At 43.2% G+C, this 24,438-nt stretch carries 21 protein-coding genes; 10 read left to right on the top strand and 11 right to left on the bottom strand.

Annotation, left to right across the window (positions count from 1 at the left end; translation table 11 throughout):
• Positions 1 to 3: 3 nt before the first annotated feature.
• Positions 4 to 720 (top strand): pirin family protein, encoded by a 717-nt coding sequence (locus tag V7K73_RS26605; protein ID WP_334884598.1) that lies wholly within the window; start codon positions 4 to 6, stop codon positions 718 to 720.
• 364 nt (positions 721 to 1,084) lie between these two features.
• Here the strand turns inward: V7K73_RS26605 and V7K73_RS26600 are convergent, their stop codons facing one another.
• Complete coding sequence (locus V7K73_RS26600; protein ID WP_334884596.1) at positions 1,085 to 2,101, bottom strand: FecCD family ABC transporter permease; 1,017 nt, start codon at positions 2,099 to 2,101, stop codon at positions 1,085 to 1,087.
• A 546-nt stretch (positions 2,102 to 2,647) separates the two neighbouring features.
• Between V7K73_RS26600 and V7K73_RS26595 the strand changes: the two genes are divergently transcribed.
• Positions 2,648 to 2,929 (top strand): hypothetical protein, encoded by a 282-nt coding sequence (locus V7K73_RS26595; RefSeq protein ID WP_334884594.1) that lies wholly within the window; start codon positions 2,648 to 2,650, stop codon positions 2,927 to 2,929.
• A gap of 31 nt (positions 2,930 to 2,960) precedes the next feature.
• On the opposite strand, the gene V7K73_RS26590 is transcribed toward V7K73_RS26595, so the two are convergent.
• On the bottom strand, positions 2,961 to 3,584 hold the full coding sequence (locus tag V7K73_RS26590) for a 4Fe-4S single cluster domain-containing protein (protein ID WP_334884592.1): 624 nt from the start codon (positions 3,582 to 3,584) through the stop codon (positions 2,961 to 2,963).
• Between the two features lie 183 nt (positions 3,585 to 3,767).
• Between V7K73_RS26590 and V7K73_RS26585 the strand changes: the two genes are divergently transcribed.
• The 5 genes from V7K73_RS26585 (at position 3,768) to V7K73_RS26565 (ending at position 8,184) form a co-directional block, all read left to right on the top strand.
• Positions 3,768 to 4,961 (top strand): NAD(P)/FAD-dependent oxidoreductase, encoded by a 1,194-nt coding sequence (locus V7K73_RS26585; RefSeq protein ID WP_334884590.1) that lies wholly within the window; start codon positions 3,768 to 3,770, stop codon positions 4,959 to 4,961.
• A 75-nt stretch (positions 4,962 to 5,036) separates the two neighbouring features.
• Positions 5,037 to 5,684 carry an HAD-IA family hydrolase gene (locus V7K73_RS26580; protein WP_334884588.1) on the top strand — a complete coding sequence of 216 codons (648 nt, stop codon included), beginning with the start codon at positions 5,037 to 5,039 and terminating at the stop codon, positions 5,682 to 5,684.
• Positions 5,685 to 5,845: 161 nt separating this feature from the next.
• Positions 5,846 to 6,997 carry an alkaline phosphatase family protein gene (locus V7K73_RS26575; RefSeq protein WP_334884586.1) on the top strand — a complete coding sequence of 384 codons (1,152 nt, stop codon included), beginning with the start codon at positions 5,846 to 5,848 and terminating at the stop codon, positions 6,995 to 6,997.
• Positions 6,998 to 7,001: 4 nt separating this feature from the next.
• Complete coding sequence (locus V7K73_RS26570; RefSeq protein WP_334884584.1) at positions 7,002 to 7,214, top strand: hypothetical protein; 213 nt, start codon at positions 7,002 to 7,004, stop codon at positions 7,212 to 7,214.
• 109 nt (positions 7,215 to 7,323) lie between these two features.
• Complete coding sequence (locus V7K73_RS26565; RefSeq protein WP_334884582.1) at positions 7,324 to 8,184, top strand: Tab2/Atab2 family RNA-binding protein; 861 nt, start codon at positions 7,324 to 7,326, stop codon at positions 8,182 to 8,184.
• 254 nt (positions 8,185 to 8,438) lie between these two features.
• On the opposite strand, the gene V7K73_RS26560 is transcribed toward V7K73_RS26565, so the two are convergent.
• Positions 8,439 to 8,630 carry a hypothetical protein gene (locus tag V7K73_RS26560; protein ID WP_334884580.1) on the bottom strand — a complete coding sequence of 64 codons (192 nt, stop codon included), beginning with the start codon at positions 8,628 to 8,630 and terminating at the stop codon, positions 8,439 to 8,441.
• Here V7K73_RS26560 and V7K73_RS26555 point away from each other — a divergent pair.
• Complete coding sequence (locus tag V7K73_RS26555; protein ID WP_334884578.1) at positions 8,629 to 9,942, top strand: TldD/PmbA family protein; 1,314 nt, start codon at positions 8,629 to 8,631, stop codon at positions 9,940 to 9,942. The genes V7K73_RS26560 and V7K73_RS26555 overlap by 2 nt on opposite strands.
• A 384-nt stretch (positions 9,943 to 10,326) precedes the next feature.
• The gene (locus V7K73_RS26550) at positions 10,327 to 12,936 is read left to right on the top strand and encodes a chloride channel protein (RefSeq protein ID WP_334884577.1); all 2,610 of its coding nucleotides are present in this window, start codon (positions 10,327 to 10,329) and stop codon (positions 12,934 to 12,936) included.
• A 29-nt stretch (positions 12,937 to 12,965) separates the two neighbouring features.
• Here V7K73_RS26550 and V7K73_RS26545 read toward each other — a convergent pair whose 3' ends face one another.
• Positions 12,966 to 13,160 carry a hypothetical protein gene (locus tag V7K73_RS26545; RefSeq protein ID WP_334884575.1) on the bottom strand — a complete coding sequence of 65 codons (195 nt, stop codon included), beginning with the start codon at positions 13,158 to 13,160 and terminating at the stop codon, positions 12,966 to 12,968.
• Positions 13,161 to 13,532: 372 nt separating this feature from the next.
• The gene (locus V7K73_RS26540; protein ID WP_334884573.1) at positions 13,533 to 13,832 is read right to left on the bottom strand and encodes a WGxxGxxG family protein; all 300 of its coding nucleotides are present in this window, start codon (positions 13,830 to 13,832) and stop codon (positions 13,533 to 13,535) included.
• Between the two features lie 283 nt (positions 13,833 to 14,115).
• Here V7K73_RS26540 and V7K73_RS26535 point away from each other — a divergent pair, with 283 nt between their 5' ends.
• Entirely contained in the window at positions 14,116 to 14,238 is a 123-nt protein-coding gene (locus V7K73_RS26535) for a hypothetical protein (protein WP_334884571.1), read from the top strand.
• A gap of 475 nt (positions 14,239 to 14,713) precedes the next feature.
• Here the strand turns inward: V7K73_RS26535 and V7K73_RS26530 are convergent, their stop codons facing one another.
• The 6 genes from V7K73_RS26530 to V7K73_RS26505 form a co-directional block, all read right to left on the bottom strand.
• Positions 14,714 to 16,747, bottom strand: a complete 2,034-nt coding sequence (locus V7K73_RS26530; RefSeq protein WP_334884569.1) for a serine/threonine-protein kinase — start codon at positions 16,745 to 16,747, stop codon at positions 14,714 to 14,716.
• Positions 16,748 to 17,172: 425 nt separating this feature from the next.
• Positions 17,173 to 18,225, bottom strand: a complete 1,053-nt coding sequence (locus V7K73_RS26525) for a serine/threonine-protein kinase (protein ID WP_334884635.1) — start codon at positions 18,223 to 18,225, stop codon at positions 17,173 to 17,175.
• Between the two features lie 446 nt (positions 18,226 to 18,671).
• Positions 18,672 to 20,906, bottom strand: a complete 2,235-nt coding sequence (locus tag V7K73_RS26520) for a glycoside hydrolase (RefSeq protein WP_334884568.1) — start codon at positions 20,904 to 20,906, stop codon at positions 18,672 to 18,674.
• A 77-nt stretch (positions 20,907 to 20,983) separates the two neighbouring features.
• A complete protein-coding gene (locus V7K73_RS26515; RefSeq protein ID WP_012408256.1) occupies positions 20,984 to 21,214 on the bottom strand; it encodes a NifU family protein in 231 nt (76 codons plus the stop codon).
• A gap of 598 nt (positions 21,215 to 21,812) precedes the next feature.
• A complete protein-coding gene (locus tag V7K73_RS26510; RefSeq protein ID WP_334884567.1) occupies positions 21,813 to 23,570 on the bottom strand; it encodes an ATP-binding protein in 1,758 nt (585 codons plus the stop codon).
• A 171-nt stretch (positions 23,571 to 23,741) separates the two neighbouring features.
• Positions 23,742 to 23,978 (bottom strand): hypothetical protein, encoded by a 237-nt coding sequence (locus V7K73_RS26505; RefSeq protein WP_334884565.1) that lies wholly within the window; start codon positions 23,976 to 23,978, stop codon positions 23,742 to 23,744.
• Positions 23,979 to 24,438: the final 460 nt, after the last annotated feature.

Here is a 24,438-nt window from a genome sequence, read left to right as displayed (position 1 = left end):
TATATGTCTCAAAATACAATTAGCCATCTAATTCATGATAGAAACGCCCGTGGTCACGCTAAAATGGGCTGGCTCGATAGTTATCACACATTTTCCTTCGGTAGTTTTTACGATCCCAACCGCATGGGATTTCGTTCTCTGCGAGTGATTAACGACGATCGCATCGCCCCCGGTGCTGGATTCCCTACCCACAGCCATCGTGACATGGAAATCCTCACTTATGTCTTAGAAGGTGCTGTAGAGCATAAAGACAGCTTGGGTACAGGATCGGTGATTCGTCCGGGTGATGCCCAGATTATGAGCGCTGGTACTGGAATCAGCCACAGTGAATTTAATCCTTCACCAACTGAACTGTTGCACTTGCTACAAATCTGGATTCTGCCCGATGAAGAAGGGTTGACACCAAGATACGAACAAAAAGCTTTTCCCTTAGAAGAAAAGCGCGGTAAACTCCGCTTAATTGCGGCTAAAGATGGGCGTGATGGTGCTGTGATAATTCACCAAGATGTTGATTTATACACATCTGTTTTAGAGTCAGGTGATGTTGTTAATTATCAAGTCAAACGCGATCGCTATGCCTGGTTACAAATAGCGCAAGGCATAGTCAACTTAAATGGTGAAGAACTCAGAGCCGGCGATGGAGTGCAAATCAACGGCGAAGAACAGCTAGAAATTAGCACCAACATCGGCAGCGAAATCTTGCTTTTCGATTTAGCGTAATATAGCCAGGACTTACGCTTTCAAGGCAGTGAAAGCCCTGATTTACCGTAGGGGCAATTCATGAATTGCCCCTACATTTCATACCTGATGCGTAAGTCCTATTATATTTGTTGGAAGTCTCCTATAGCGGTTCTCGTTTATCTGAGGTACATCGGTAGCGGCCAGGTACTGCCCATAGGTGACAACTTAAGCAAAAATCTGTCTTGTTTCGAGGTTTTGCCCTCATCCCCTAACCCCGAATCCCAAGTTGGGATTCAAGGAACTAGAGAATTTGCTCCCCTCTCCCAATTTTGGGAGAGGGGTTGGGGGTGAGGGTCATATAATTTTGTACCGCATCTGAATGGGAACCGCCATAGGCATCATCTCAAAACTTATTAAACCCAGCAGAACGACGATAAAGTAACCAGATAAATAGCGGTGAACCCAGCAACGCAGTGACCGAACCTACTGGTAGTTCTACTGCTCCTAGTCTAGAGAGTAAATCTGCAAAAGTAAGTAACCATGCACCGGCAAGGGCGGAAAGTGGCAAAACAAAGCGATGATCTGTGCCAACGATGAGGCGGACACCGTGAGGGACAACAAGACCAACAAATCCAATTAAACCACTGATGCTGACTGCACCTGCGGCTAATAGAGTGGCGACACCACCAATTAACAGGCGCGATCGCGTCAACGAAACCCCCAAACCCACAGCTAAATCATCCCCTAAAGCCAGTACATTTACCGATCGCGCCAGCAAGCATCCCCCAAACAATGCAACGATGATGTAAGGGCCAGATGTCGCAATTTCTTGCCAACCCCGTCCGTTAAGGCTACCAACCAGCCAACTGAGCGCAATTTGAATTTGACCATCTTCAGCTAAAAGCAGCAATGTACTTTGTACAGCACCTAATAAAGAACTTATCGCCACTCCGCCTAAAATCAACCGCTCAACTGAAATTCCCGACCCCGCACGACCGAGCAAAATAACGATCGCAGAAGTTAAAATAGCTCCCATCCACGCAGCTAAAGGAATTGCGATCGGGAATATTTGCCACACAATCATCACAATCACAATTAATCCTGCACCTGCTGAAATGCCCAAAATAAATGGATCAGCAAGACTATTGCGTAACATTCCTTGTAGTAATGCTCCTGACATTCCTAAAGCTGCGCCGACAATCAGAGCAGCTGTAATGCGTGGGAGACGCAAATCCCAGAGAATTGTCTGTTTAACCGGATCGCCTTCCCGGAGTATGGCTTGCCAAAATTCCGACATACTTAAAGGTACTGCTCCTTGAGAAAGCGACAGCACTAACGTTACCACCAGTGCTGCACTCAGGAGTAAAACAGCCCAAAGTACCCGGTGTTCAGTAAAAATTGTCTGAAATGGTTTAGTCAAATTTTAGATATGTATTTTTTTTAAATATAATCCGTCTCAAATACAGATGCATTGCAATACTGGGTAGGTTTTGCCTAAAAAATAACTCCAAGGAATAAGTAGGTAGGCAAGATAAAACCAAACTATGTAACGAAAAATAAAATCTCTGTATTTTGCTCGTAGTTGCGCTTTAGCGCATCTTTATCCGGATGCGCTAAAGCGCAACTACGAACCAATTATGATTATTTGCGCCCACTTACTTATCTTGAAACCTATAGTTCTTCCATGATGAAAAGGATTTGCCCTTATCCCCCAACCCCGAATCCCAAATCTGGGATTCGGGGAGCCAGAATTTCAAACTCCCTCTCCCAAATTTGGGAGAGGGATTTAGGGAGAGGGTGAAGACTACGGTTCTCAACTTAGATAAGGTTTATATCCCTGGCTTACCTCACCCTCAATCCCTCTCCGATATATTGGAGAGGGAAGCTAGATAATTGATGAAGTTTTGCATTTTATTTAATGCACTTTCCTAACCAAACTGTATTGGGAGAAAGGGAAAGTTAAAACTTGGAAGTTGAGCTTCAGAAGGTGAACGTTGAGCCTCAGAAGGTGAACGTTGAGCCTCAGAAGGTGAACATTGAGCCTCAGAAGGTGAACGTTGAGCCTCAGAAGGTGAACATTGAGCTTCAGAAGGTGAACATTGAGCTTCAGAAGGTGAACGTTGAGCCTCAGAAGGTGAACGTTGAGCCTCAGAAGGTGGACATTGAGCTTCAGAAGGTGGACATTGAGCTTCAGAAGGTGAACATTGAGCTTCAGAAGGTGAACGTTGAGCCTCAGAACAAGTTTTAACTCCCTCCTCTGGCTCTGCGCCTGCGCCCCACTACGTCAATTCCAACCCACCTTGGTAGCCGGTAACAATGCGTCCACCATCCTTGAAAATGTGGATTTCAATCTGGTCGCTAGCCCAAGTAATCTGGTCTTGGAAAGCCGGGTTTAACACCCGAACTCGTTGATTACTAGAAGAAACTGGAGAGTTGGGAGAATTAATTGCCAGAGATTGTACAAAAGGCCCGTCAATCAGGATATCAAGTTGTTCTAACAAAGCTTGGGAACCTGGCGGTGCGGATTGAGACTGTAGTTGCTTGAGAGTAAACCCAGTAAAAGACATTACATTTAATCCAGCAGCTTTTACCTTCCGAGCTAAAGACGCAAGTGCAGTTGCTTGCCAAAAGGGTTCTCCACCAGAGAAGGTTACACCCGTGTTGTGGGAATTACTGAGAATATTATCGGCAAGAGTATCAACAGCAATTAATTGGTTAGCTTCAAAAGACCAGGAGTTAGTATTAAAGCAGCCAGGACACTCACGAAGACAACCTTGTACCCAGATGACTGCACGACAACCAGGGCCATTAACTTCTGACTGATCAACGTAACCCATAATGTTGAGATAGCCAGGGGGAATTTCTATGAGTGCTAGCGATGGGTCAGTTGGCTTAATTTCCATCTCTTTAATTCCTTTTAGCCGTTGCCTGTTAAGCGTTAACTATAGCGAATCTCCAGTTATGTAACTGTAACTAATGACAAATGACTAATGACAAACTTTATGAAATTTTGAAAAGTCCGCTTTAACTTACTAGACTGAAGTTAGTTACTCCCGCTAGCATTGACCATCTCATAGATAGAATCGATGACTCAACAAACTTCTAGAATTTGTATCCTTGGCGGAGGCTTTGGTGGTCTTTACACAGCCTTACGCTTAAGCCAGTTACCTTGGGAATCTACGCAAAAACCCGAAATTGTTCTGGTAGATCAAAGCGATCGCTTCCTATTCTCTCCTTTACTTTACGAATTACTCACTGGCGAACTGCAAACCTGGGAAATTGCCCCACCCTTTGAAGAAGTTTTACAAGGCACAGGGGTACGTTTTTATCAAGGGGTTGTGTCTGGAATTGACATTGACCAAAAACTGGTAAATATACATGAAGGCCCAGAAATCCCTTACGATCGCCTAGTGTTGGCGCTAGGAGGTGAGACACCGCTAGATTTAGTACCTGGTGCAACATCCTACGCCTATCCATTCCGCACAATCTCTGATGTTTATCGTTTGGAAGAACGCCTGCGATATTTAGAAGAATCGGATGCTGATAAAATTCGGGTGGCAATTATTGGGGCTGGCTACAGTGGTGTAGAGTTAGCCTGTAAGTTAGCCGACAGACTAGGCCAAAGAGGACGCTTTCGGATCGTTGAAATTGCTGACCAAATTTTGCGAACTTCCCCAGAGTTTAACCGGGAAGCAGCAAAGAAAGCAATAGAAGCCCGTGGCGTGTTTATTGATTTAGAAACCAAGGTAGAATCAATAGAGCAAAATTCCATCTCCTTAGAATACAAAAACCAGTTAGACACGATTCCCGTCGATTTAGTAATTTGGACTGTAGGAACCAGGGTTGCGCCCGTAGTGAAATCTCTTTCCCTCAAGCAAAACCAGCGTGGTCAAATCATTACTACATCCAATTTGCAAGTCCTCGATCATCCAGAAATCTTTGCCTTGGGAGATTTAGCAGACTGTCATGATATTGAAGGACAGCAAGTCCCCGCCACCGCACAAGCAGCTTTTCAACAAGCTGATTATACTGCTTGGAATATTTGGGCAAGTCTGACTAATCGCCCGCTTCTTCCCTTCCGCTACCAACAGTTAGGAGAAATGATGGCACTAGGCATAGACAACGCCACTCTCACTGGTTTGGGAATTAAACTAGATGGCTCTTTGGCATCCGTCGCCCGTCGGATTGCCTATTTATATAGATTGCCAACTTTAGACCATCAACTCAAAGTTGGTTTTAATTGGCTAGTCCGTCCAATCATAGAAACACTTTCTCGTTAACTTAATGGTTGGTCATTAGTCATTAGGCATTAGTGACTCTCCCTAATCCCCAATCCTCAATTCAATCAAACTTTGATGGAACAACCGAAAGTTATTTTTTTAGATGCTGTGGGTACACTCTTCGATGTCAAAGGTAGTGTGGGCGAAGTTTATAGTCAGATAGCCCACGAATTTGGTGTTACAGTTTCAGCCGAAACATTGAATACAGCTTTCATCAAAAGTTTTAAAGCAGCGCCGCCACCAATATTTCCAGATGCAGAACTACAAGATATTCCCCAGCGCGAGTTTGATTGGTGGCGGATAATTGCCCTAAACACTTTTGAAAGTGCAGGTGTTCTCAAGGAATTTTCTGACTTTTCGGCTTTTTTTAGCGAACTTTATATCCACTTTGGCACCGGCGAACCGTGGTTTGTCTATCCCGATGTTTTACCAGCTTTAATCAACTGGCGGCGATTGGGAGTTACTTTGGGGGTGCTGTCGAATTTTGATTCTCGGATTTACTCAGTATTGCAAAGTTTGGGATTAAGAGAGTTTTTTACCTCCGTCACCATTTCTACGCAGGTACGTGCAGCTAAACCCGATCCTCAAATTTTTGCCATTGCCTTAGATAAACATAAATGTTCAGCAGAGGCAGCATGGCATATTGGCGATAGCATTCTAGAAGACTACCACGGAGCTAAAGCAGCTGGACTCAGAGGCGTTTGGATCAACCGTGGAAAATGAGGGGATAGTTTGGCGATCGCTATTTTATCGCGCTTCAAATGAACGTGGTGCTTGTGGTTATTGCTAGCCTACGCCATTTTGATATTATCTCAAAACAATTGATATCACAGAAAACACAGCATATACTCAACAGCTGATAATACTAACAATTCATAGTAGTTATGTCAGCACGCCAAAGGCCTCAAAAGATTATTTTTGCACTTTGTTTACTTAGTCTGAGCCTGACTGCGATCGCTTGCTCGTCTAAGTCTCAAGTACTGACAAAGACAGAACCCACCCCACAACCCATCACAAATGAAAATACCGCAGTAGCAGCCTCAGTCCCAACAAAAGAAGATAAAGCAATTCCTAAATACGATCGCATTTTTCTCATTATTGAAGAAAACAAGTCCTCCGATCAGATTATTGGCAACTCCAATGCACCAATAATTAATCAATTAGCAAAAACTTACGGCTTTGCTAGCAACTTCTACGCTGAAGTTCATCCTAGCGAGGCTAACTACGTCGCTATTTTAGGTGGTAGTACTTTTGGTATCCATGACGATGACGCTTTTTATTGTCAGGTTGGTAGCTTGGACAAGTTTTGTCAAAATTATCAAAAATCTGACTATGTTAATCACACTATCGCCTCTAAAAGCTTAATCGACCAACTAGAACAGAAAGGTCTGACTTGGAAGGGATACTTTGAAGATATTCCTAGCCCAGGTTCTAAAGCAGTTTTTGCCCCTAGCGTGAACCGTGCGCTGTATGCCTCAAAGCATAACGGTTTTATCAACTTCAAAAAAGTACAAGACGCTCCTAAATTGTCAAGCAAAATTGTGAGTTTTGACCAGCTTACTATTGACCTGAAAAGCGGCAATGTTCCCAATTATAGCCATATTATATTTAACCAATGCCATGAAATGCACGGTTTACAAGAGTGTCCCGATCTCCAAAAACTGATTAAAACTGGTGACACAAAAATTGGTGAAGTTGTCAAACAAATCACCACCTCAAAGCTTTGGGCTGCGTCAGGGAATAATGCGATCGTCATTACTTGGGATGAAGACAACAATCCACGCAACAAAAAAGGCACTCAAGGTTGTTGCGGTTTTGACCCCAAAAGTAATGCTAACTTTGGCGGTGGTCACATTGCGACCATTGTAATTACTAACCACGGTTCACGGAGTGTAGTAGATAAAACACTCTATAATCATTACTCACTGTTGCGAACTACAGAGGATGCTTTTGGGATTTACGAATATCTGAATCTGGCAAGCGATACAGCTAAGGGAGTCAAGCCTATGACACGCCTATTTGCTAAACAACAATAAAGAGATGTCAGAACTTGAAGTTTCAGCCTCAAAGGCTCAACTGTCAGCCTCAAAAGCTCAACCTTCAGCCTCAAAGGCTCAACCTTCAGCCTCAAAGGCTCAACCTTCAGCCTCAAAGGCTCAACCTTCAGCCTCAAAGGCTCAACCTTCAGCCTCAAAGGCTCAACTGTCAGCCTCAAAGGCTCAACTGTCAGCCTCAAAGGCTCAACCTTCCTAATCTACACTCCCTCATCCCCCTCTTGTCTTTAGCATTTCTCCATGCTGCCCCAACACTCGTATGATCAACATATCAAGAAAACATAACAGCCAGATTTTTACCGCAAAACATGGGCAGTATTTGGGAAATCGATTTTTACTCCCGTCCGATTTTGGACGATAATCAGAAAAAAATTTGGGAAGTCTTAGTCTGCGAAAGCCCCTTGGATATCGGTACAAAAGTAGATTCTTTGTTTCGCTATGCTCAATATTGTCCCAGTACCCAGGTAAATTCGGGCTGGTTGCGGACAGCATTGCAGGAAGCTATTAACCAAGCTGGAAAAGCACCAATTAAAATCCGCTTTTTCCGCCGCCAAATGAACAATATGATTACTAAAGCCTGCCAAGACTTGGGCGTTCCCGCCCAGCCTAGCCGTCGTACTTTGGTTCTCAACCATTGGTTAGAACAGCGCATGGAAGAAGTGTATCCTCAAGAGGCAGGGTATCAAGGGGGGGCTAATCCCTCAGTCCGCTTGGAGAAACCTTTGCCGCAACGTTTACCAGATGCTTTGGAAGGACAGCAGTGGGTATTTGTTAGCTTAGATGCTGCGGATTTAGCAGAAATGCCAGACTGGGAAATTGGTTTTGGTGAAGCTTTCCCCCTAGAGTTGGCAAAAGTCTCACCCGAAAGCCGTATTCCTGGGATTTTAATTTTCTCACCAAGAGCGTTGCCCTTGGCAGGCTGGATGTCTGGTTTGGATTTGGCTTTCTTAAGATTTGATACCAGCGAAGATGCGAGATTACTTTTAGAAACTGGTGTAACCGAAAGCTGGATTGTCGCAAATATCAAAAAATCTCAACTTTTAGCAGAAGCCAAAGCTTTTGAAGAAGCCAAGCAAAAAGCTAACGGAGTACATTTTATCGGTGTACAGTCTGATCCCAAAGCAGAATCTTTTGCAGGTTTTTGGCTGTTGCAAGAGGTGAATCTTTGAAAATGAAGACTGGGGACTGGAGACGGGAGCATCCCGTCAGGTGCAAAAACCTTGTGTTTGCCCTCATCCCCTAACCTATTCCCCATCATTTGGGATTCCGGGAACTAGAATTATGTCTCCCCTCTCCCAAATTTGGGACAGGGGCTGGGGGTGAGGGAAAAGATTTAAGCAGTCACAAATGACAAATGACAAATGACTAATGACTAATGACTAGTTGAGACATGGCAATGATTTGGGATAATTAACTGCGTCCATCAGTGTTGGTCTGTGGTTCCAAATCGTAACTGTAAGGAAACGCTGATGATTTTTGGATGGTTATCTGCTTTCATCACGGAGAAAGTTTGATGCCTGCGGCGGGCTGCGCCAACGTCGGTTTTTGACGATCGCACTTTTCTTGAGAGGGCGTTGATATGCGGTTCAAAATCCACAATTGCACTAAGGGTCATGGGTTCTGAAAATTTGTCACAAGATACACTAGCAGAACAGCTGCTGGAACTAGCTATAAAATCTGGAGCAGAAGCTGCTGAGGTGTATCAGTCGCGATCGCTTTCTCGTCCAGTGTTTTTTGAGGCAAACCGACTCAAACAGCTAGAAACCAACCAATCTGAAGGCACAGCATTACGGCTTTGGCGAAACGGTCGTCCGGGACTGACGGTAGCTTACGGTTCTGTCCTAGCCGAAGTATTGGTGGAAAAAGCTCTGGCTCTAAGTGAACTCAATCTACCAGAAACAGTAGAATTAGGTTCTAACTCTGGGCCTTCTTACCCAGATTTAGGGGAAAGTGTGCCGATAGAGGTTTTGGTAGACTGGGGCAAAGAAGCGATCGCACTCATCCGCGATGCCTATCCCGAAGTTGTTTGCAATGGTGACTGGGAATGTGATATTGAAACTACCAGAATAGTCAACACTAAAGGTTTAGATTGTTACTACACTGATACTACCCTCAACTGCTATATATCAGCTGAATGGGTACGCGGTGATGATTTTTTAAGTGTTGGCGATGGCCAAACTAAGCGGGGCGAACTCCACCCGGAAATATTAGCTAACCAAATTTTACAACGGTTAATTTGGGCTAGAGAAAATGTCTCATCTCCTAGTGGTCGCGTGCCGATTTTGTTCACTTCTAAAGCTGCTGATATGCTTTGGGGTACTGTGCAAGAAGCTTTGAATGGCAAGCGAGTTTTAGAAACAGCTTCCCCTTGGGGGGAACGTTTGGGTAAAGCAGTAGTTGCACCCAGTCTCACCCTCTACCAAGATCCAGAAGCTGGCCCTTATAGTTGCCCTTTTGATGATGAAGGCACTCCTACTCAATTTTTAGTATTTATCCAAAACGGAATTTTACAGCATTTTTATGGCGATCGCACCACCGGACGCCAACTGGGTACTGACACGACTGCAAATGGTTTTCGCCCTGGTTTAGGTAGCTATCCCACCCCTGGTTTATTTAATTTTCTGATCCAGCCAGGTTCAGCATCACTACCAGATTTAATTCAAGAACTGGATAATGGCATAATTGTGGATCAAATGCTAGGCGATGGCGGCAGTATTTCTGGAGATTTTTCAATCAACGTTGATTTAGGCTACCGCGTCCAAAATGGTCAGGTAATTGGGCGGGTTAAGGATACGATGGTTGCAGGTAATGTCTACACTGCTCTTAAGCAGTTGGTTAAACTAGGTAATGATGCTGATTGGAATGGTTCTTGTTATACTCCATCTTTAATAATAGAAGGACTATCCACGACGGGGAGAAGCAATTAAATAAGTAGGTAGGCAAGATAAAACCAAACTATGTAACGAAAAGTAAAATCTCTGTATTTGGCTCGTAGTTGCGCTTTAGCGCATCCGGATAAAGATGCGCTAAAGCGCAACAACAAACCAGTGATGATTATTTGCGCCCACTTACTTAATTCGTAATTCGTAATTCGTAATTCGTAATAGAGCCTCCGGCACGCTTTGCGTTAAGCCAAGCGTTGCGGCAGGCTTTACGTAATTCGGAATTTAGGACTGGGATTGTTTAGTAGCTAATGATACTTGGCAAGAAATTTTCAAATATCCTCTGAGGTTCCGGTGGCAGCTTTTTAGGAGAGAGTTGTAATCCAAAATCCAAAATTTAAAATCCAAAATCCAAAATCCAAAATTGGTATGAATCAGCGCTTTCGCACCTGGTGGCAGCCTAGAAGAGGTTTAGCGATCGCCGAAGCTTGTGTTATCGGTCTGGTTGCTGCTCTATCTGCGGTGTTTCTGAAAGTAGGATCGGGATGGCTGGGGACATGGCGAGTCCATAGTACCCACCTTTTACCGGCATGGCTGGCACTACCAGCAATTGGTCTTGTGCTGGGGTTTGTGGCTGGATGGTTGGTGGATAGATTGGCACCAGAAGCTTATGGTAGCGGTATTCCGCAAGTAAAAGCCAGTCTTGCTAATGTACCTATAACATTATCTTGGCGCGTGGCAGGTATAAAATTACTCAGTGCCATCATCGCCATTGGTTCGGGTATGACTCTGGGACGACAAGGCCCCACGGTTCATGTAGGGGCAGGTTTGGCAGCAGGGATGAGTCGCTGGGTTCCTACTTCTCCAGATCATCGACGGCAAATGATTGCAGCAGGTGCGGGTGCGGGTTTAGCAGCTGCTTTTAATGCCCCGATCGCAGGTGTATTATTTATCGTTGAAGAGTTACTCCAGGATTTATCAGGGCTGACTCTGGGTACTGCAATTATCGCCTCCTTTATTGGTGGGGTAATATCCCGACTTTTAGGTGGCGGCTCTCTTGCACTTAATCTGCAATTAACGCCATCTTCCAGCCAATTCTCTATCCCAGAAATTCCCTTTTTCGTGCTATTGGGTATTTTGGCAGGGTTATTGGGTGCATTGTTTGATCGCGGCTTAATATTTAGTATTAAATTTTATAGAAAATTACATATCAGCTTACCACTGCGGGTAGCTTTAGCTGGATTTATCTCTGGTGTTGTCGTGGCGATGCTCCCGGCATCCTTTCGGAATAATACGGGTTTACGAGAGTCTTTAATTACTGGAGGTTTTCATCCTAGCGTAGCCGCGATCGCCTTTGCGGCCCAGTTCATTCTCACACTCATCGCATTTGGTTCAGGAGCGCCGGGGGGATTATTCGCTCCTAGTCTAATTTTAGGTTCTTGTTTAGGACACATTATCGGTGTATTTGAGTTCTACATCACCGGAGTTGGTTCTCCTGCTACTTACGCGCTAGCAGGTATGGGTGGATTTTTTAGCGCCGTTTCTAAAGTGCCAATCACAGCAATTGTGATTGTATTTGAGATGACTACAGATTTCAATCTGGTGCTACCTTTGATGATTGTTTCTGTAGCAGCTTACTTAGTTGCGGATAAAGTAGTGCCTGGTTCGCTTTATGAGAAACTTTTGGAATTAAAAGGCATCACTCTCACCAAACAAGCTCCGATGGAAGGAGCATTAACCAAGTTAACTGCAAAAGATGTCATGCAAGAACGGGTAGAAACTCTAGATGCACAGATGAGCTTGGAAGAAGCAATGCAGTCCTTTGCTCGTTCTCATCATCGCGGTTTCCCTGTGGTAGAAGATAACAAGTTAGTAGGGATTGTGACGCAATCAGATTTGCTAAAAATACGCGAGAGTGCAAAGCACACGCTCCGCGAACGCAATTTAGCCAATGATATTTTCTTAAAAGAAATTATGACGCCTGTGCCGATGACAGTAACACCAATCCACACTTTAAGCAATGTGCTGTATTTACTCGATCGCTATAAAATCAGTCGCTTACCTGTGGTGGATGGACGAAAACTGATCGGGATTATTACTCGTGCAGATATTATTCGCGTGGAAGCAGATCATCTCAATTGTGATAACCCGACTCTTAAACTGCGACCAGAACCTTCATATATAGTTTACCAAACGCGATCGCCCAGCACTGGCAGTGGTAGATTATTAGTGCCAGTAGCTAATCCCGAAACAGCAGCTATTTTATTACAAATGGCAGCAGCTATTGCCCGCGATCGCCATTATGAAATAGATTGTGTGCAAATAATCCTCATACCCCGCCACAGTTCCCCATCAGAAACACAGGTAAGGACGGCAAAAAGTCGCCGCTTGCTACGACAGGCGGAAGTCTTAGCTAAAAAGTGGAAAATTCCCTTACACACGCAAATCCGAGTTACCCACGATGTAGCGCAGGCAATTTTAGAGACAATCAACGAACAACATATCCACCTAATTGTAATGGGATGGAAAGGTAACACATCTACCCCTGGGCGGATTTTTGGTAACGTTGTAGATACGGTAATTCGCCAAGCCACCTGCGAAGTAGTCTTAGTAAAATTAGGCACTACTCAGAACTCCTTCAACCGATGGCTAGTCCCGATGGCTGGCGGCCCCAATTCCCCACTGGCGATTAAATTGCTACCGGCTTTAATTACATTGGGAAATAATCCGCAAATTCATCTGACACAGGTGTTTAAGCCATCTGAACTCAAGCCAGATATGTCAGTTTCAGAACAAGCCATCCGCCATTTAATGCGGCGGCGAAAGTTGTCCAGTAGTGTAGTTGCTCTCCCAGTGCAAGCTAATTCAGTCGCGGAAGGTGTGATTAACCTAGTGCAAACCGAAGGTTACGATGTTGTAGTTTTGGGAGCATCGCAAGAGGGATTGTTGCAGCAGGCGATTCAAGGTAATATTCCAGAAGCGATCGCCTCTGGGGTAGAAAGTACAGTGATTTTGGTTAGGGGTGCGATTAATAAGTAATATTGAAAGATTACAAATAATTATTCATTTTATTGCTTATAAAATATACCAATAATAAGAGAAACAATTATTGGTATTAAAATTGGAATAGCAACTATAAGTCCCCACTTACCAAAGTTAATCTCCTCACCCTCAGATTTTAGAAACGCAATCCAACCTACAACTCCCATCAAAATCCAAATACACCCAAATCCAAGGAATATAATAAATACTGAATCTTCCATTTTTATCAATTAAATATATACAAAAGGTAAGAAATGAATTAAGATTAATTTATTATTTTGACTAGATAGCTGAGATATTAGCTGTTACAGCCCGCCTCAGAATGAATTCTGAGTCTAATAGCGAAAGTCGTCTAAAGACGACTGAGAAAAGGTTGTAGTTCATTTTAAGGGACTTGAGCTATAAGAGAGGAATTTGATGGGCGGTTTAAGTCCTAAAAAAATATTAATTATTAACAATTTAGCTGGGCAAATTTGGCACGCCCTGACTTTGCAAGATTTGACTTAATGTATACGCATGAATAAAGCCTGTCGATGCAGGCTTTACCCATAATTATTTTTAGGAGTTACGTAAAATTAAAACGTAACTCATTATTAATAGTTAGAACGGGAGCCAGAGGAGCCTACTGCATTAGGATCGCGATAAGCTACATTATCATCGGCTTTGCGACTCTTACGACCAAATAAACCAAATAAACCGAGCAAGCCCAGCAAACCCCAATCGCCATCCCGATAATTTCCATCGGTAGCAGAGCGGTCTGTAGTAGTATTTGTAACAGTTCCATCAGTAGTACTTGATGTCTGAGCAGAAGCAGGTAGAACTGTAGGCAAGGTAGCCAAACTTAGAGCTAGAGCAGTAGTTCCAATAATTTGGGAGACATTAAAGCGTTTCACGATCACATTCCTCAATTTAATTGCTGCAAGTAAGTGAGTCGGCACAAATAATCATCACTGGTTTGTAGTTGCGCTTTAGCGCTAAAGCGCAACTACGAGCCAAATACAGAGATTTTACTTTTCGTTATATAGTTTGGTTTTTTCTCGCCGATCTACTTAATACTTAAATCATATTAAGTTCTGACACCGCCAGCATCAATCTTTAGCTGCAAATATAAATCTGCTTAAAGGTGCATTTGCGATCGAGTAAATAAGCATTTTGGTATAGATTATATTACTGGGTATGGCAAATTATGCAATGGTGAAGTCAGCGATCGCATTAAAACAAGCTCGATTCGAGAAGGGAGAATTTTTATTCAAAAAATCGAAAATTATGTCTTCAGGTATGACAGATGCCGATAATTGAACCTGTATTTTTCTGCTCCAAACTATCGCTAACGGTATCAAACCCTAATTGTTAAGTACACCCGTAGGGGTACGCTAACGCACATTGCTGTCAACTTAACCTATAAGCTAGATTTGGCAAACTTTCCAGGTTTGTCCCTCACCCCCAACCCCTCTCCCAATTTTGGGAGAGGGGAGCAAATTCTCTAGTTCTCCAAATCATAAGTTGGGATTTGGGGTTAGGGGATGAGGGCAAAATGTCCTCTCAAAGCAGATTTTTTCTTAAGTTTAGGACTTACGCAAAAACTCCTCAAACTCTTATTACTTCGTGTCCTTTGCGGACTTTGCGGTTCGTTTTTCCATAATTTTGCGTAAGTCCTAAAGTTGACACTTATGGTCACTGCCGTAGCCCTACACCGCGTAATATACGACTCCTATTTGATTGCTTGAAAAAACTCGGTACAACTCGAAAAGGCTGATTCCCTACTCTCTACTCTTCACTGAGACAATTGCCAAATCTTAATAGTATTATCTTCACTACCACTGACAAGAGTCTTGCCATCAGGACTGAAGGTTACGGATGTGACAGTGTTGGTATGCCCCGTCAATGTTAAAATTTCTTCTCCTGTGGCACAATTCCACAGTTTGATGGTGCGATCGCGGCTACCACTAGCAACAATTTTACCATCAGGGCTAAAGGCTACGGATGTCACGGTGTTGTCATGTCCCGCTAGTGTGCGAATTTCTTTTCCGGTAGTTAGATTCCAAAGTTTGATGGTGCGAGCGCGGCTAGCACTGGCTAAAATTTTAGCATCTGGGCTGATAGCCACGGCTGTTACTGTTTGATAATTTCCCTCCAGTGTGCGGATTGAGTACCCTTTTGTTAAATTCCAGATTTTGATAGTCTTGTCAAAACTGCCACTGGCAAGAATCACACCATTAGGACTAATAGCTAGCGATCGCACCCAGAATGTATGCCCTGTGAGTGTCCGAATTTGCTCTCCTGTTGCTAAATCCCAAATTTTGATGGTGTTGTCATCACTACCACTAACCAGAGTCTCGCTATCAGCACTGATGGCTAAGGCATGAACAGAGTCAGAATGCCCTGTAAGAGTGCGAATTTGCTTTCGCGTTGCCAGATTCCAGACTTTGATGGTGTTGTCATCACTACCACTAACCAGAGTTTTGCCATCTGGACTGATCGCTACCACATTCACCTGCTGAGAATGTCCGTCGAGTGAAGAGATTTGTTTTCCGGTTGCAAAATTCCAAAGTTTGATTGTGCGGTCGCCGCCACTGCTGACAATGGTTTTGCCATCGGGGCTGATCGCAACAGACAAAACTGAGTTTCCATGCCCTTGCAGGGTATTAGCTAAGGAAACCTTACCCAAAGTAATCTTTAGTGGTTGAGCTAAAAACGCTTCATCTTTGCCAGAATTATTGTGCTGAGTCAGCCGAGAAACTAAACTAGTCTGAATCCGGCGAAAATGTTTATACCAAGATTCTTGGAATCCAAACAACAGAATCAAAGCACTTACCAAAATTAAAATTCTCAGCAAGGGATAACTTTTTGGTAAATCTGGTGCTTTCGTTGGTGGTATTTTCCCAGAAGATTTCCCGGCTGGTGGTAGCGCCAGAAGTTGTTTTGGACTCAAATCTTTAAGAACTTCATCGGCTGACTGGTAACGTTGATGGATATCTTTTTTCAAAAGCTTGTCTATGACAAAATCCAACTCAGGATTTAACGGACTCCGCAAATATTCCCGCCAATTACTCACCCAGGCGTACCCAGATTCCATCCACAACTCAAAGGGAGAATTTCCTGTTAGCAGATGAAAGCAGGTAGCCCCCAAACCAAACAAGTCACTGGCGGGAAAAGCTTTACCATCTCTAATCTGTTCTAGGGGTGAATAACCATGTGAACCAATGGATGTGCCAGATTTTTGCTGAATGGCTGTAAATTGCTTTGAGGAACCAAAATCAATCAGACTTAATCGCCCATCACTTTTATTGCGGATAATATTTTCTGGCTTGATATCTCGATGAATGACTTTGCGATCGTGGATAAATTTGAGAATGGGCAGTAAATCTAACAAAATAGATTGAATTTCCCTAGCCTTATAAGCCTTGTGCTGTTGCAACTCCTTTAATAAATTCTCTCCATTAATAAATTGCTGCACTAAATATAGACAGCCGTCTTGCTCAAAGTAAGCTAGCAAAGTCGGAATTTGGGGATGTTCCCCAAGGTCTTGTAGTCGCTGCGCTTCTTCAGCAAACAACTCCATCGCCTTTTTTTGCGACCAAGTTCCTTGAAATTTTGGAGCTAGTTGCTTGATAACACAACGTTCATTGAGTTTATCGACATCTTCTGATAGATAGGTTCTGCCAAATCCCCCCTCATCTGAAAGGACTCGGATGACCCGAAAGCGATTTCTTAAAAGTGACACCAATGGGGTGCTACAACTTTGGCAAAACTTCTTTCCATTGGGATTCAGGGGATTTGAGCAATCGGGATTTAAGCAGCAGATCATGATCTGACAGGCGCGACTGCATGACAACTTAGGCTAAGTTTGCCCCGAGCTTTCCCTTAAGAAAATTGACTCTCGCTTACTCGTGGTAGAAAACCCTGTTATCGGGATTGGGGAATTACTTAATATAGTTAGCGTTTGTAAATAGTAGTCAGTCTTCCTCATCTGTGGAAAACTACGAGAGCCATAAGATTAATTATTCTCTCGATTATATAATAGTTTGAATAAAATTTTTTTCTGAACTTTTAAACCTAGTAATTTTGCTTGTATATTAGCAAGCGATAACTTACTAAGTATTAAAGATGAACCCTGATTAATTAACCATCATGACTATTAAATGTAGTTAAAATGCTTACCAAATTTGCTTTTGATATTTTAAATCATCATGATTAATTGTTAATTTGATACTTTAGGCTGTGCGACCTTGTTTACTTCAGCCTTGCTCTCCATTTCCGAATAGTATTAGCCGTTCTAGCCGCAGGTGGTATGTATACATCAGGAGTTTCGTGAGAATTTCCGTATTGTGCAATACTTTTATTATTTAATTTTTGGGTAGTTAGACAGTCAGCCAAAGTAGGCAAATAGCTTCCATTACTTAAAGCTTTCATTACGTCATCGGCAGTCTTAAACCGTTCCTTTAACGAAATTTTTACCATTTTCCCTAAAATCTGGGCGAAACTGTTGCTAATATTTACTTCTTTTTGCCAGCATATTTCACCAGTATTTGCGTCGTAGTCAAATTCTAAAGGACTTTTAGCAGTCAACATAAAAAGACAAGTTATCCCCAGTGCATAAATATCAGTGGCATAAACTGGACGTAGAGAAAACTGTTCTGGTGGTGCAAATCCCCTAGTTCCGATAAAGTTGGTGTTTGCAACTTGATTGGGAGAGTTTTCACAAGCATCAGCTAATTGCTCTTTCACCGCGCCAAAATCAATCAGCACTACTCGCCCGTCATACTCACACCGCAATAAATTTTGGGGCTTAATATCCCGATGAATCACACGATGTTTATGAAGATACTGTAATACAGGTAATAATTCTTGCAAAAACTGTTTAACCGAGGCTTCACTTTTGACCCCAGTTTGCCGCACTTCTCGTGCCAAAGTCAAACCCGGTACGTATTCTTGAATTAAAAAAAACTCTCCATTCGCCTGAAAGTAGTCTAATAGCATGGGAATTTGCGAATGATTACCGAGTTGGCCCAAAGTTCTTGCTTCTTTTTCAAAGCGCGTACATGCTCTTTCCCAACTTTGAGGATTAGTCACTTTCGGACAAAGCTGTTTAATAACACACAAAGGATTCCCAGGTAATAGAGCATTTTTGGCTAAAAACGTGATCCCAAATCCACCTCTACCCAAAATTTGCAATATTTGATAGCGATCGCCAAATAGCTGCTTGGAACCACACATCTGAGCAAGTTGAGTTTGCTGTAAAATGCTCTGTTGAGAATTCGTTATTTTCTGAGAAAAGCGATCCATTAGCATAGAATATCTGCTTTGAAATGTCTCTAATCTTACGACAAATATTCCTTGAATACAGTAAAATTACTGTAACTTTGCCAAATCATCAAAGTTTTTCAAAAAATAAAAAGAAATTTTTGTAGAAATTACAGATTGACAAAAAATATTAAATGTGTATTAAAATTATTTACCACACATGAATCGGCTGTAGGGGGTACATTTGCCATTTGTGTGAACTTAAGGTATAAGCTAGATTTGGCGAACTTTCCAGGTTTGGCCCTCACCCCCAACCCCTCTCCCAATTTTGGGAGAGGGGAGCAAATTCTCTAGTTCCCCGAATCCCAACTTGGGATTCGGGGTTAGGGGATGAGGGCAAAACGTCGTCTCAAAGCAGATTTTTTCTTAAGTTGATACCAATGGCTAACGCATCTATACATTCTTTTTCATCAGATGTCTATTGAGTTCTAAGGCACCTCAATGTGAATCAAAGCATTTTCTGGTAAATAGTTGGAAAAACGCCCTTCATCTGCAAGCACCAAAATCAGGCGCAAAGGATAATCTGGCGGAACTTGCAAATCTGCCCACGGTACTGCTAATTCTAAACAACTATTTATTGCTACTTGAGCGCGACTGAAACGGGGATGCCATTGATAATTATCTCCAGCTTCTCGAAACTGAATCGATTGCGTCAGCAAGTTAATTTCTAAAAGATGGTGGTAAAGGTAATTAAGTGGGGCTGCATCTGGTAAATCTGCCAAGGGAACTGGGCTGTTAACCATTGTTTTTTCTGGATAGAACCACAGCAAATTCAACTCTGCTGGCAAATCTTGCCCTGGTGCAGCACCACTTATAAAGTCCAGCCGCAAATAGAAATTCAGGTGATCCAGTCCATACCAAAGTCGCTGGATGACACTGCTATTGTGCATCGTCCCCCGCGCCCCGCCGATTTCTATACGTCCAGCTTTGTCCCAATCTTGTTCATCACCTTTACCATCGATGACGGGATGAATAAACCCTTGTGGGGTGTGGTTTGTCTGTGCTTCGTGGATTTCGACTGGTTGCTTGAGATAGGGCGGTACAGGTTCATTTAATGCCTTGTAAATGCCAAACAAGTGTTCTCGAAACAACCCGTCAAAAATGGCATCTTGATTTGAGGAGTGTCCTGCACCAAACCACCAAAACCAGTCTGAACCTTCTGCGGCATACAATGCTTCCCATGCTTCTGGGTTGTTTTCTTCCGTTGCTTCAGGATGACTTGCCAGCATAACTCTTGCTTCTGTCAAGTAATCCCAAGCGCGATTTTTGGCGGGATCGCCAATCCAAGTGGTGAAACTGCCATCCACCCAAGAACCACTATGTAGTTGTCCTCCGGGAATGGTGGCTGTGGCTGGAAATTCTTCCAGAAATTCGGAGACGGTGACGAGTTTAAGGTGGGGTTCATCGCTCAAACTTTGATATAAAGCTTCTAAGAAGGGTTTCCCATCTTCGGGATAAAATTCCCAGCAATTTTCGCCGTCTAAAGCGATGGTAACTAGCCAAGGTTGATCACTTTGACTTTCTCTTTGCATTTTAGCGATCGCTTGTAAATGTCCCACTAAATCTGCTGCTGCCTGTTTTGCTGGCATCGCGCTATAAGTAAAGCCAATCAAATCTGATAATCTGTGGTCACGAAACACAATTGACAAGTCACCCTCGGCGGTTTGTAGGCGATAGGGTTGATACAACAATTCTGGTTGCTCTACATTCCCCGCCCCATCCCGATGAAAAACCTGTTTCAGCGTCCACCCCAAGACGGCTTCATCTGAGCATATCCACTTAAATCCTTGGTTAATAATATCTGGAAGGATTGCCGGACTTACTGATTGTTCCGAAGGCCACAAACCACGAGGTATCTGTCCAAAGCGTTCTTCATAAAAGTTCCAAGCTTTCCGCAAGTGGCGGGGAATATCTTCTGCCCACTGAAAACGCTGCTTAGGTAGTGTCATATTTGGCACAGCTACCCGACCAGCGTTAGTATCAGCTAGCAAGGGTAAAATTGGGTGGGTGTAAGGCGTGGTGGTAACTTCTAGCTGCCCCGCCTCCTGCATTTTGCGATGTTGGGGGATAATCCGGCTGAGAATTTCTCGTTGTTTGGAATAAATGCGCTGGCGATCGCTTAAAGTAAAATTTCGACCTTGTTTTAACCAAGTTGCAATTTCCGGGTCATCCCAAAACAGCGGATCGATCCAAGCCAAATTGTGCCAAGCTAGCAAATCACCATAATCTGGCAATTCCCAATTTGCTAAACACCAAGCTTGCCCCTTATCCTGCCTTTGCTGGTACAACTCGGCATAACGGGGATGAGGGTCAATCAGAGTATGGTGATTGGCATCGAAAAAGTGTTGGATAATAAATTCACGCTGTTGCTGCGTGAGTTGTTCATCTGGTGTCAAGCTGGCTGTCAGGTAAGGGTCAAAAGCAGTACCAGCAATATAATCTTCGAGTTGCAATATCAGCGATGGCACTAAATTCACCGTTTGGTGTAACTTAGGATACCGCTCTAAGAGCAATACCAAATCCAAATAATCTTTAGTCCCATGCAAACGTACCCAAGGAAGCCGGTACTGCTGACTAGAAGATAGCGAAACGCCGCTGCCAGGAGATTTGTACAGCGGCTGATGTTGATGCCAGATAAAAGCGATGTATAGAGGATGGGACATAGGAATAGTTAGGAGTTAAGAGTTAGGAGTTAGGAGTTGATTCAAACTCATAACTCCTAACTTCTAACTCCTAACTTTTACACCACTTGCTCAATTTCTGCAATTTCGGGAATCATTTCCTTTAAGCGGCGTTCAATACCCATTCTTAGAGTCATTGCAGAACTGGGACAAGAACCACACGCACCTTGCAGGCGCAGTTTGACAACAGGGCCATCGAGTTCTACGAGTTCCACATTGCCGCCATCAGACATCAGATAAGGGCGCATTTCATCTAAGACTGTTTCAACGTTGTCGATTGTGAGTTCCATAGTTTAGACCTGCTAAGTTAATGATAGGGATTGGGCATGGGGCATGGGGGAGGCAGTGCGGTCTTGGGGGTTTACCGAAGTGGAGCAACTGCCGTCTTGGGGCATGGGGCATTGAATAATAATGATCCGCCAAATGCACCGTTACTGATTAACCATTATCCAAAATTTTATTTTCTAGCTTTGTTAAAACGATCCTAGACCCAATTGCAGCTAGTTTGTCAGTTGCTTAGTTGACATTTGCCATTTGTTTTCACACGCGTAGCGCTTTTACTACACACTTCTCTACAAGTTTGATATGAGAGTAGCTGAACTCAGTAGTGCTGCGATCGCCATCTTGATCCTCATCCAAAGCTTGTTATTGTTTGATCTGCGATCGTAATCACTTTGACTTCACTATTATTCAGTTTAGTCCAATTTTCCTCAATGGTTGACCTCATAGCTTGGTTGGAGCTATGTTTTAGGTTTTACTGGTTTATTGGCGATCGCTAGAACCTAAAATAAAATCTATATTTCCATCACGGGACTTCTAGTCAGGTGAGGTTCAATATCTGTAAAAGGATTCACGAAACGTGTTTATCAAAGAGCCAGTCTTAAGGCTCTAACCGATACAATCTGAGTCGCTATCATTAGATGAAACCATGACGGGTTGTTGATATAGTGGCACGGTGAATGTGACTGTTGAGCCAAGTCCTTCGCCCAGACTATAAAAATGTACCTCACCGCCCATAGCCTCCACTAGCTTTTGGGATATTGCCAATCCTAAACCTGTACCGCCGTAGTGGCGAGTGCGGGAACCATCCACCTGAGAGAATAATTGAAACAGTTTATCTTGTTTATCTAAAGAAACACCAATACCAGTATCTGCTACACGGACTTTCACCATGCCTGGAAACTGCTGATCTTGAAAGTTCGCCTTTTTGAGGACTAAATCGGCGCTGACGGTGACACCACCCTCATGGGTAAATTTGATGGCATTACCTACCAAATTGAGCATAACTTGTAGCAACCGTTGGTAATTGCTTTGGACAATGATTTCATCGGAGGTAGGAGGCATTTGCATCTGAAAGCTGAGATTTCTCATTTCTGCTTGGGGACGCATGAAACCTTCTACATCATTGAATAGCTCATCTAGCTTGACTGGAGCGTAAGCTAACTCCATTTTGCCAGCTTCGATTTTAGCAATGTCCAAAATATCGTTGATAATATTCAGCAGATGTATCGATAAGTTATGAGCTTCTGACAAAAATTGGTTTTGTTCTTCTGGATTATCTGCCATCCCTTCCAAAATCAGCTTCAAGAAGCCAATCATGCCGTTGAGGGGGGTACGAATTTCATGGGATACATTAGCCAGAAACTCGCTTTTGAGGCGGGAAGCTTCTTCAGCTTTTTGACGCGCTACTTCTAATTCTTCATATAAAGTAGCATGAGCGATCGCAGTTCCCAATTGATCTGCTGCTTCTTTTGCCAGTTCTAATTCTGATTCTGTTAATGTGTAGCATTCATCCTGCCAACTCAAGGCAACCAATCCATTAGCCTGGTCTTGATAGCAAGTTGCAATCACCAAAGTTTTCTGCTGCCCAGACTGTGCATATCCAGGCACTTCCATTACAACCGGTTCTAGGGTTGCCAAAGCTTGAGCAAAGGAAGGCTCTGAAGGTATATCTATTTCTAAGCCAAGCATTGATTTGAGTTCTGCTTGGTGATACTCAGCCTTCACCTGCACTTTTGAGCTAGAGGGCTGATAAGGACAAATAATACAGCGCTCTAGCCGCAGTGCTTTCCCCAAACTATCAACTGTTTGCTGCCAAATAATATCTAAATCTAATGTCCGGCGGATATTTTTGGTAATGCGATTTACCACTTTTTGGTGTTGCTGCGATCTTATTGCCACCTCGATTTGTGTGGGCGTTTTTGATGCCACAGGCACTTGTTTTTTGTTGAGTGTCGCTTGCACTAAGCGTCCCATCACTAAAACTGTAGTGGCAGTAGTTCCCAAACTCGGCATAATTGGACTAATCACCAAGTCCAACTCAAATAATTCCTCGTGGTAACTAAACCAACACTGAAACCTTTCTGGCACCAAACTTGTCAAAATTCGGTGCAATCGTTCCAAATAAGTAACCTTATCCACAGGGGCAAAGGTTTGGGTCTGGTTCAGCTCGTCAACTATTTTTTCGGTATTTAACCCCAAGAGTTCGCTGTGCTGCCAACAAAAGGTCAGATAGCGCCCTGCCCCATCTTGCGTATACACCAACTCGGCTCCTAGAGTTGCTAACGAGCCATCAGTCTTACTGGTAATAGATTCCAGATTTTGGGAAAATACATTTGACAATTGGGAATTGGCAGTAATAGTCATTAATTGAGTTGGATAGACAAAGGGTATCCGACCGTAATTTTACTAAAGCTGCTCAAATTTTTGCATAAATTCTTACAGCTTTTTCGTTTTTTATTGAGTATTTCTTGGTGATTTGAAATCCAAATTGGCAAATTTCATTTTTTAACTTGCATTGACAGCTGATTAATAGCGTCAATCATTCCATTCACCCCGAGGAGGAACGGGTTTACGCACAGGGGTACGCGTCAGTTCGTCATCTCTAAGGATTTCACCCCGCAACCACTGGCGAATCGCCACCTCAATTACTTTACTTGGGTCATTGGTGAGATGCTGAATTTGCTTTAGTAGTTCCGAGTCCAGGCGGACAGCAATTTCTACCTTATCGGTTCGTGTGTTTTCCGCTTCGGTAGTTCTCTCTTGCATATTCATAGGTTTGATATATTCTGAAGTGGTTTTGTCTAAAGTTTTGTAAAGTAGTTATATTCATCATCTGGGCTAATTCACTGAAAATCTTCAACGGGACATTTACATAGTTCCCTGAAATAGCACCAAAGTAACAGCTTTAAGTTTTAAATCGCATTTTTCATATAACTGACTAGACAATGGCTTTAGAAGTTTTGCCGAGAAATCAGTGATTATGGGTAATTACGGGTGGTAATTATCCATGATCCCTAGATGATCCCTACATGTACTTATTTACATTTATTGTACGCTCCTAGCTGTTGAATACTAGCAGCGACAAATAGACTTTCATAATATTCTTAAAAGTCCACCTATTTAGATCCAAAGTTAAAGATGCCGTGAAGAGGGGATTGGGGGCAGGGGGCAGGGGGCAGGGGGCAGGGGGCAGGGGGCAGGGGGCAGGGGGCAGGGGGCAGGGGGCAGGGGG

It is taken from the genome of Nostoc sp. (assembly GCF_036916975.1).
Taxonomy (GTDB): domain Bacteria; phylum Cyanobacteriota; class Cyanobacteriia; order Cyanobacteriales; family Nostocaceae; genus Nostoc.
This window is presented reverse-complemented; position numbering and strand designations above follow the sequence as displayed.

Excerpts from the sequence above, each read along its gene's own strand:
- V7K73_RS26565 (WP_334884582.1), top strand. The coding sequence starts at position 7,324 with ATGGGCAGTATTTGGGAAATCGATTTTTACTCCCGTCCGATTTTGGAC.
- V7K73_RS26520 (WP_334884568.1), bottom strand. The coding sequence starts at position 20,906 with ATGTCCCATCCTCTATACATCGCTTTTATCTGGCATCAACATCAGCCG.
- V7K73_RS26555 (WP_334884578.1), top strand. The coding sequence starts at position 8,629 with ATGGGTTCTGAAAATTTGTCACAAGATACACTAGCAGAACAGCTGCTG.
- V7K73_RS26530 (WP_334884569.1), bottom strand. The coding sequence starts at position 16,747 with ATGATCTGCTGCTTAAATCCCGATTGCTCAAATCCCCTGAATCCCAAT.
- V7K73_RS26515 (WP_012408256.1), bottom strand. The coding sequence starts at position 21,214 with ATGGAACTCACAATCGACAACGTTGAAACAGTCTTAGATGAAATGCGC.
- V7K73_RS26510 (WP_334884567.1), bottom strand. The coding sequence starts at position 23,570 with ATGACTATTACTGCCAATTCCCAATTGTCAAATGTATTTTCCCAAAAT.
- V7K73_RS26545 (WP_334884575.1), bottom strand. The coding sequence starts at position 13,160 with ATGGAAGATTCAGTATTTATTATATTCCTTGGATTTGGGTGTATTTGG.
- V7K73_RS26560 (WP_334884580.1), bottom strand. The coding sequence starts at position 8,630 with ATGACCCTTAGTGCAATTGTGGATTTTGAACCGCATATCAACGCCCTC.
- V7K73_RS26525 (WP_334884635.1), bottom strand. The coding sequence starts at position 18,225 with ATGGATCGCTTTTCTCAGAAAATAACGAATTCTCAACAGAGCATTTTA.
- V7K73_RS26535 (WP_334884571.1), top strand. The coding sequence starts at position 14,116 with ATGGCAAATTATGCAATGGTGAAGTCAGCGATCGCATTAAAACAAGCT.
- V7K73_RS26585 (WP_334884590.1), top strand. The coding sequence starts at position 3,768 with ATGACTCAACAAACTTCTAGAATTTGTATCCTTGGCGGAGGCTTTGGT.
- V7K73_RS26605 (WP_334884598.1), top strand. The coding sequence starts at position 4 with ATGTCTCAAAATACAATTAGCCATCTAATTCATGATAGAAACGCCCGT.
- V7K73_RS26590 (WP_334884592.1), bottom strand. The coding sequence starts at position 3,584 with ATGGAAATTAAGCCAACTGACCCATCGCTAGCACTCATAGAAATTCCC.
- V7K73_RS26570 (WP_334884584.1), top strand. The coding sequence starts at position 7,002 with ATGTCAGAACTTGAAGTTTCAGCCTCAAAGGCTCAACTGTCAGCCTCA.
- V7K73_RS26505 (WP_334884565.1), bottom strand. The coding sequence starts at position 23,978 with ATGAATATGCAAGAGAGAACTACCGAAGCGGAAAACACACGAACCGAT.
- V7K73_RS26550 (WP_334884577.1), top strand. The coding sequence starts at position 10,327 with ATGAATCAGCGCTTTCGCACCTGGTGGCAGCCTAGAAGAGGTTTAGCG.
- V7K73_RS26580 (WP_334884588.1), top strand. The coding sequence starts at position 5,037 with ATGGAACAACCGAAAGTTATTTTTTTAGATGCTGTGGGTACACTCTTC.
- V7K73_RS26575 (WP_334884586.1), top strand. The coding sequence starts at position 5,846 with ATGTCAGCACGCCAAAGGCCTCAAAAGATTATTTTTGCACTTTGTTTA.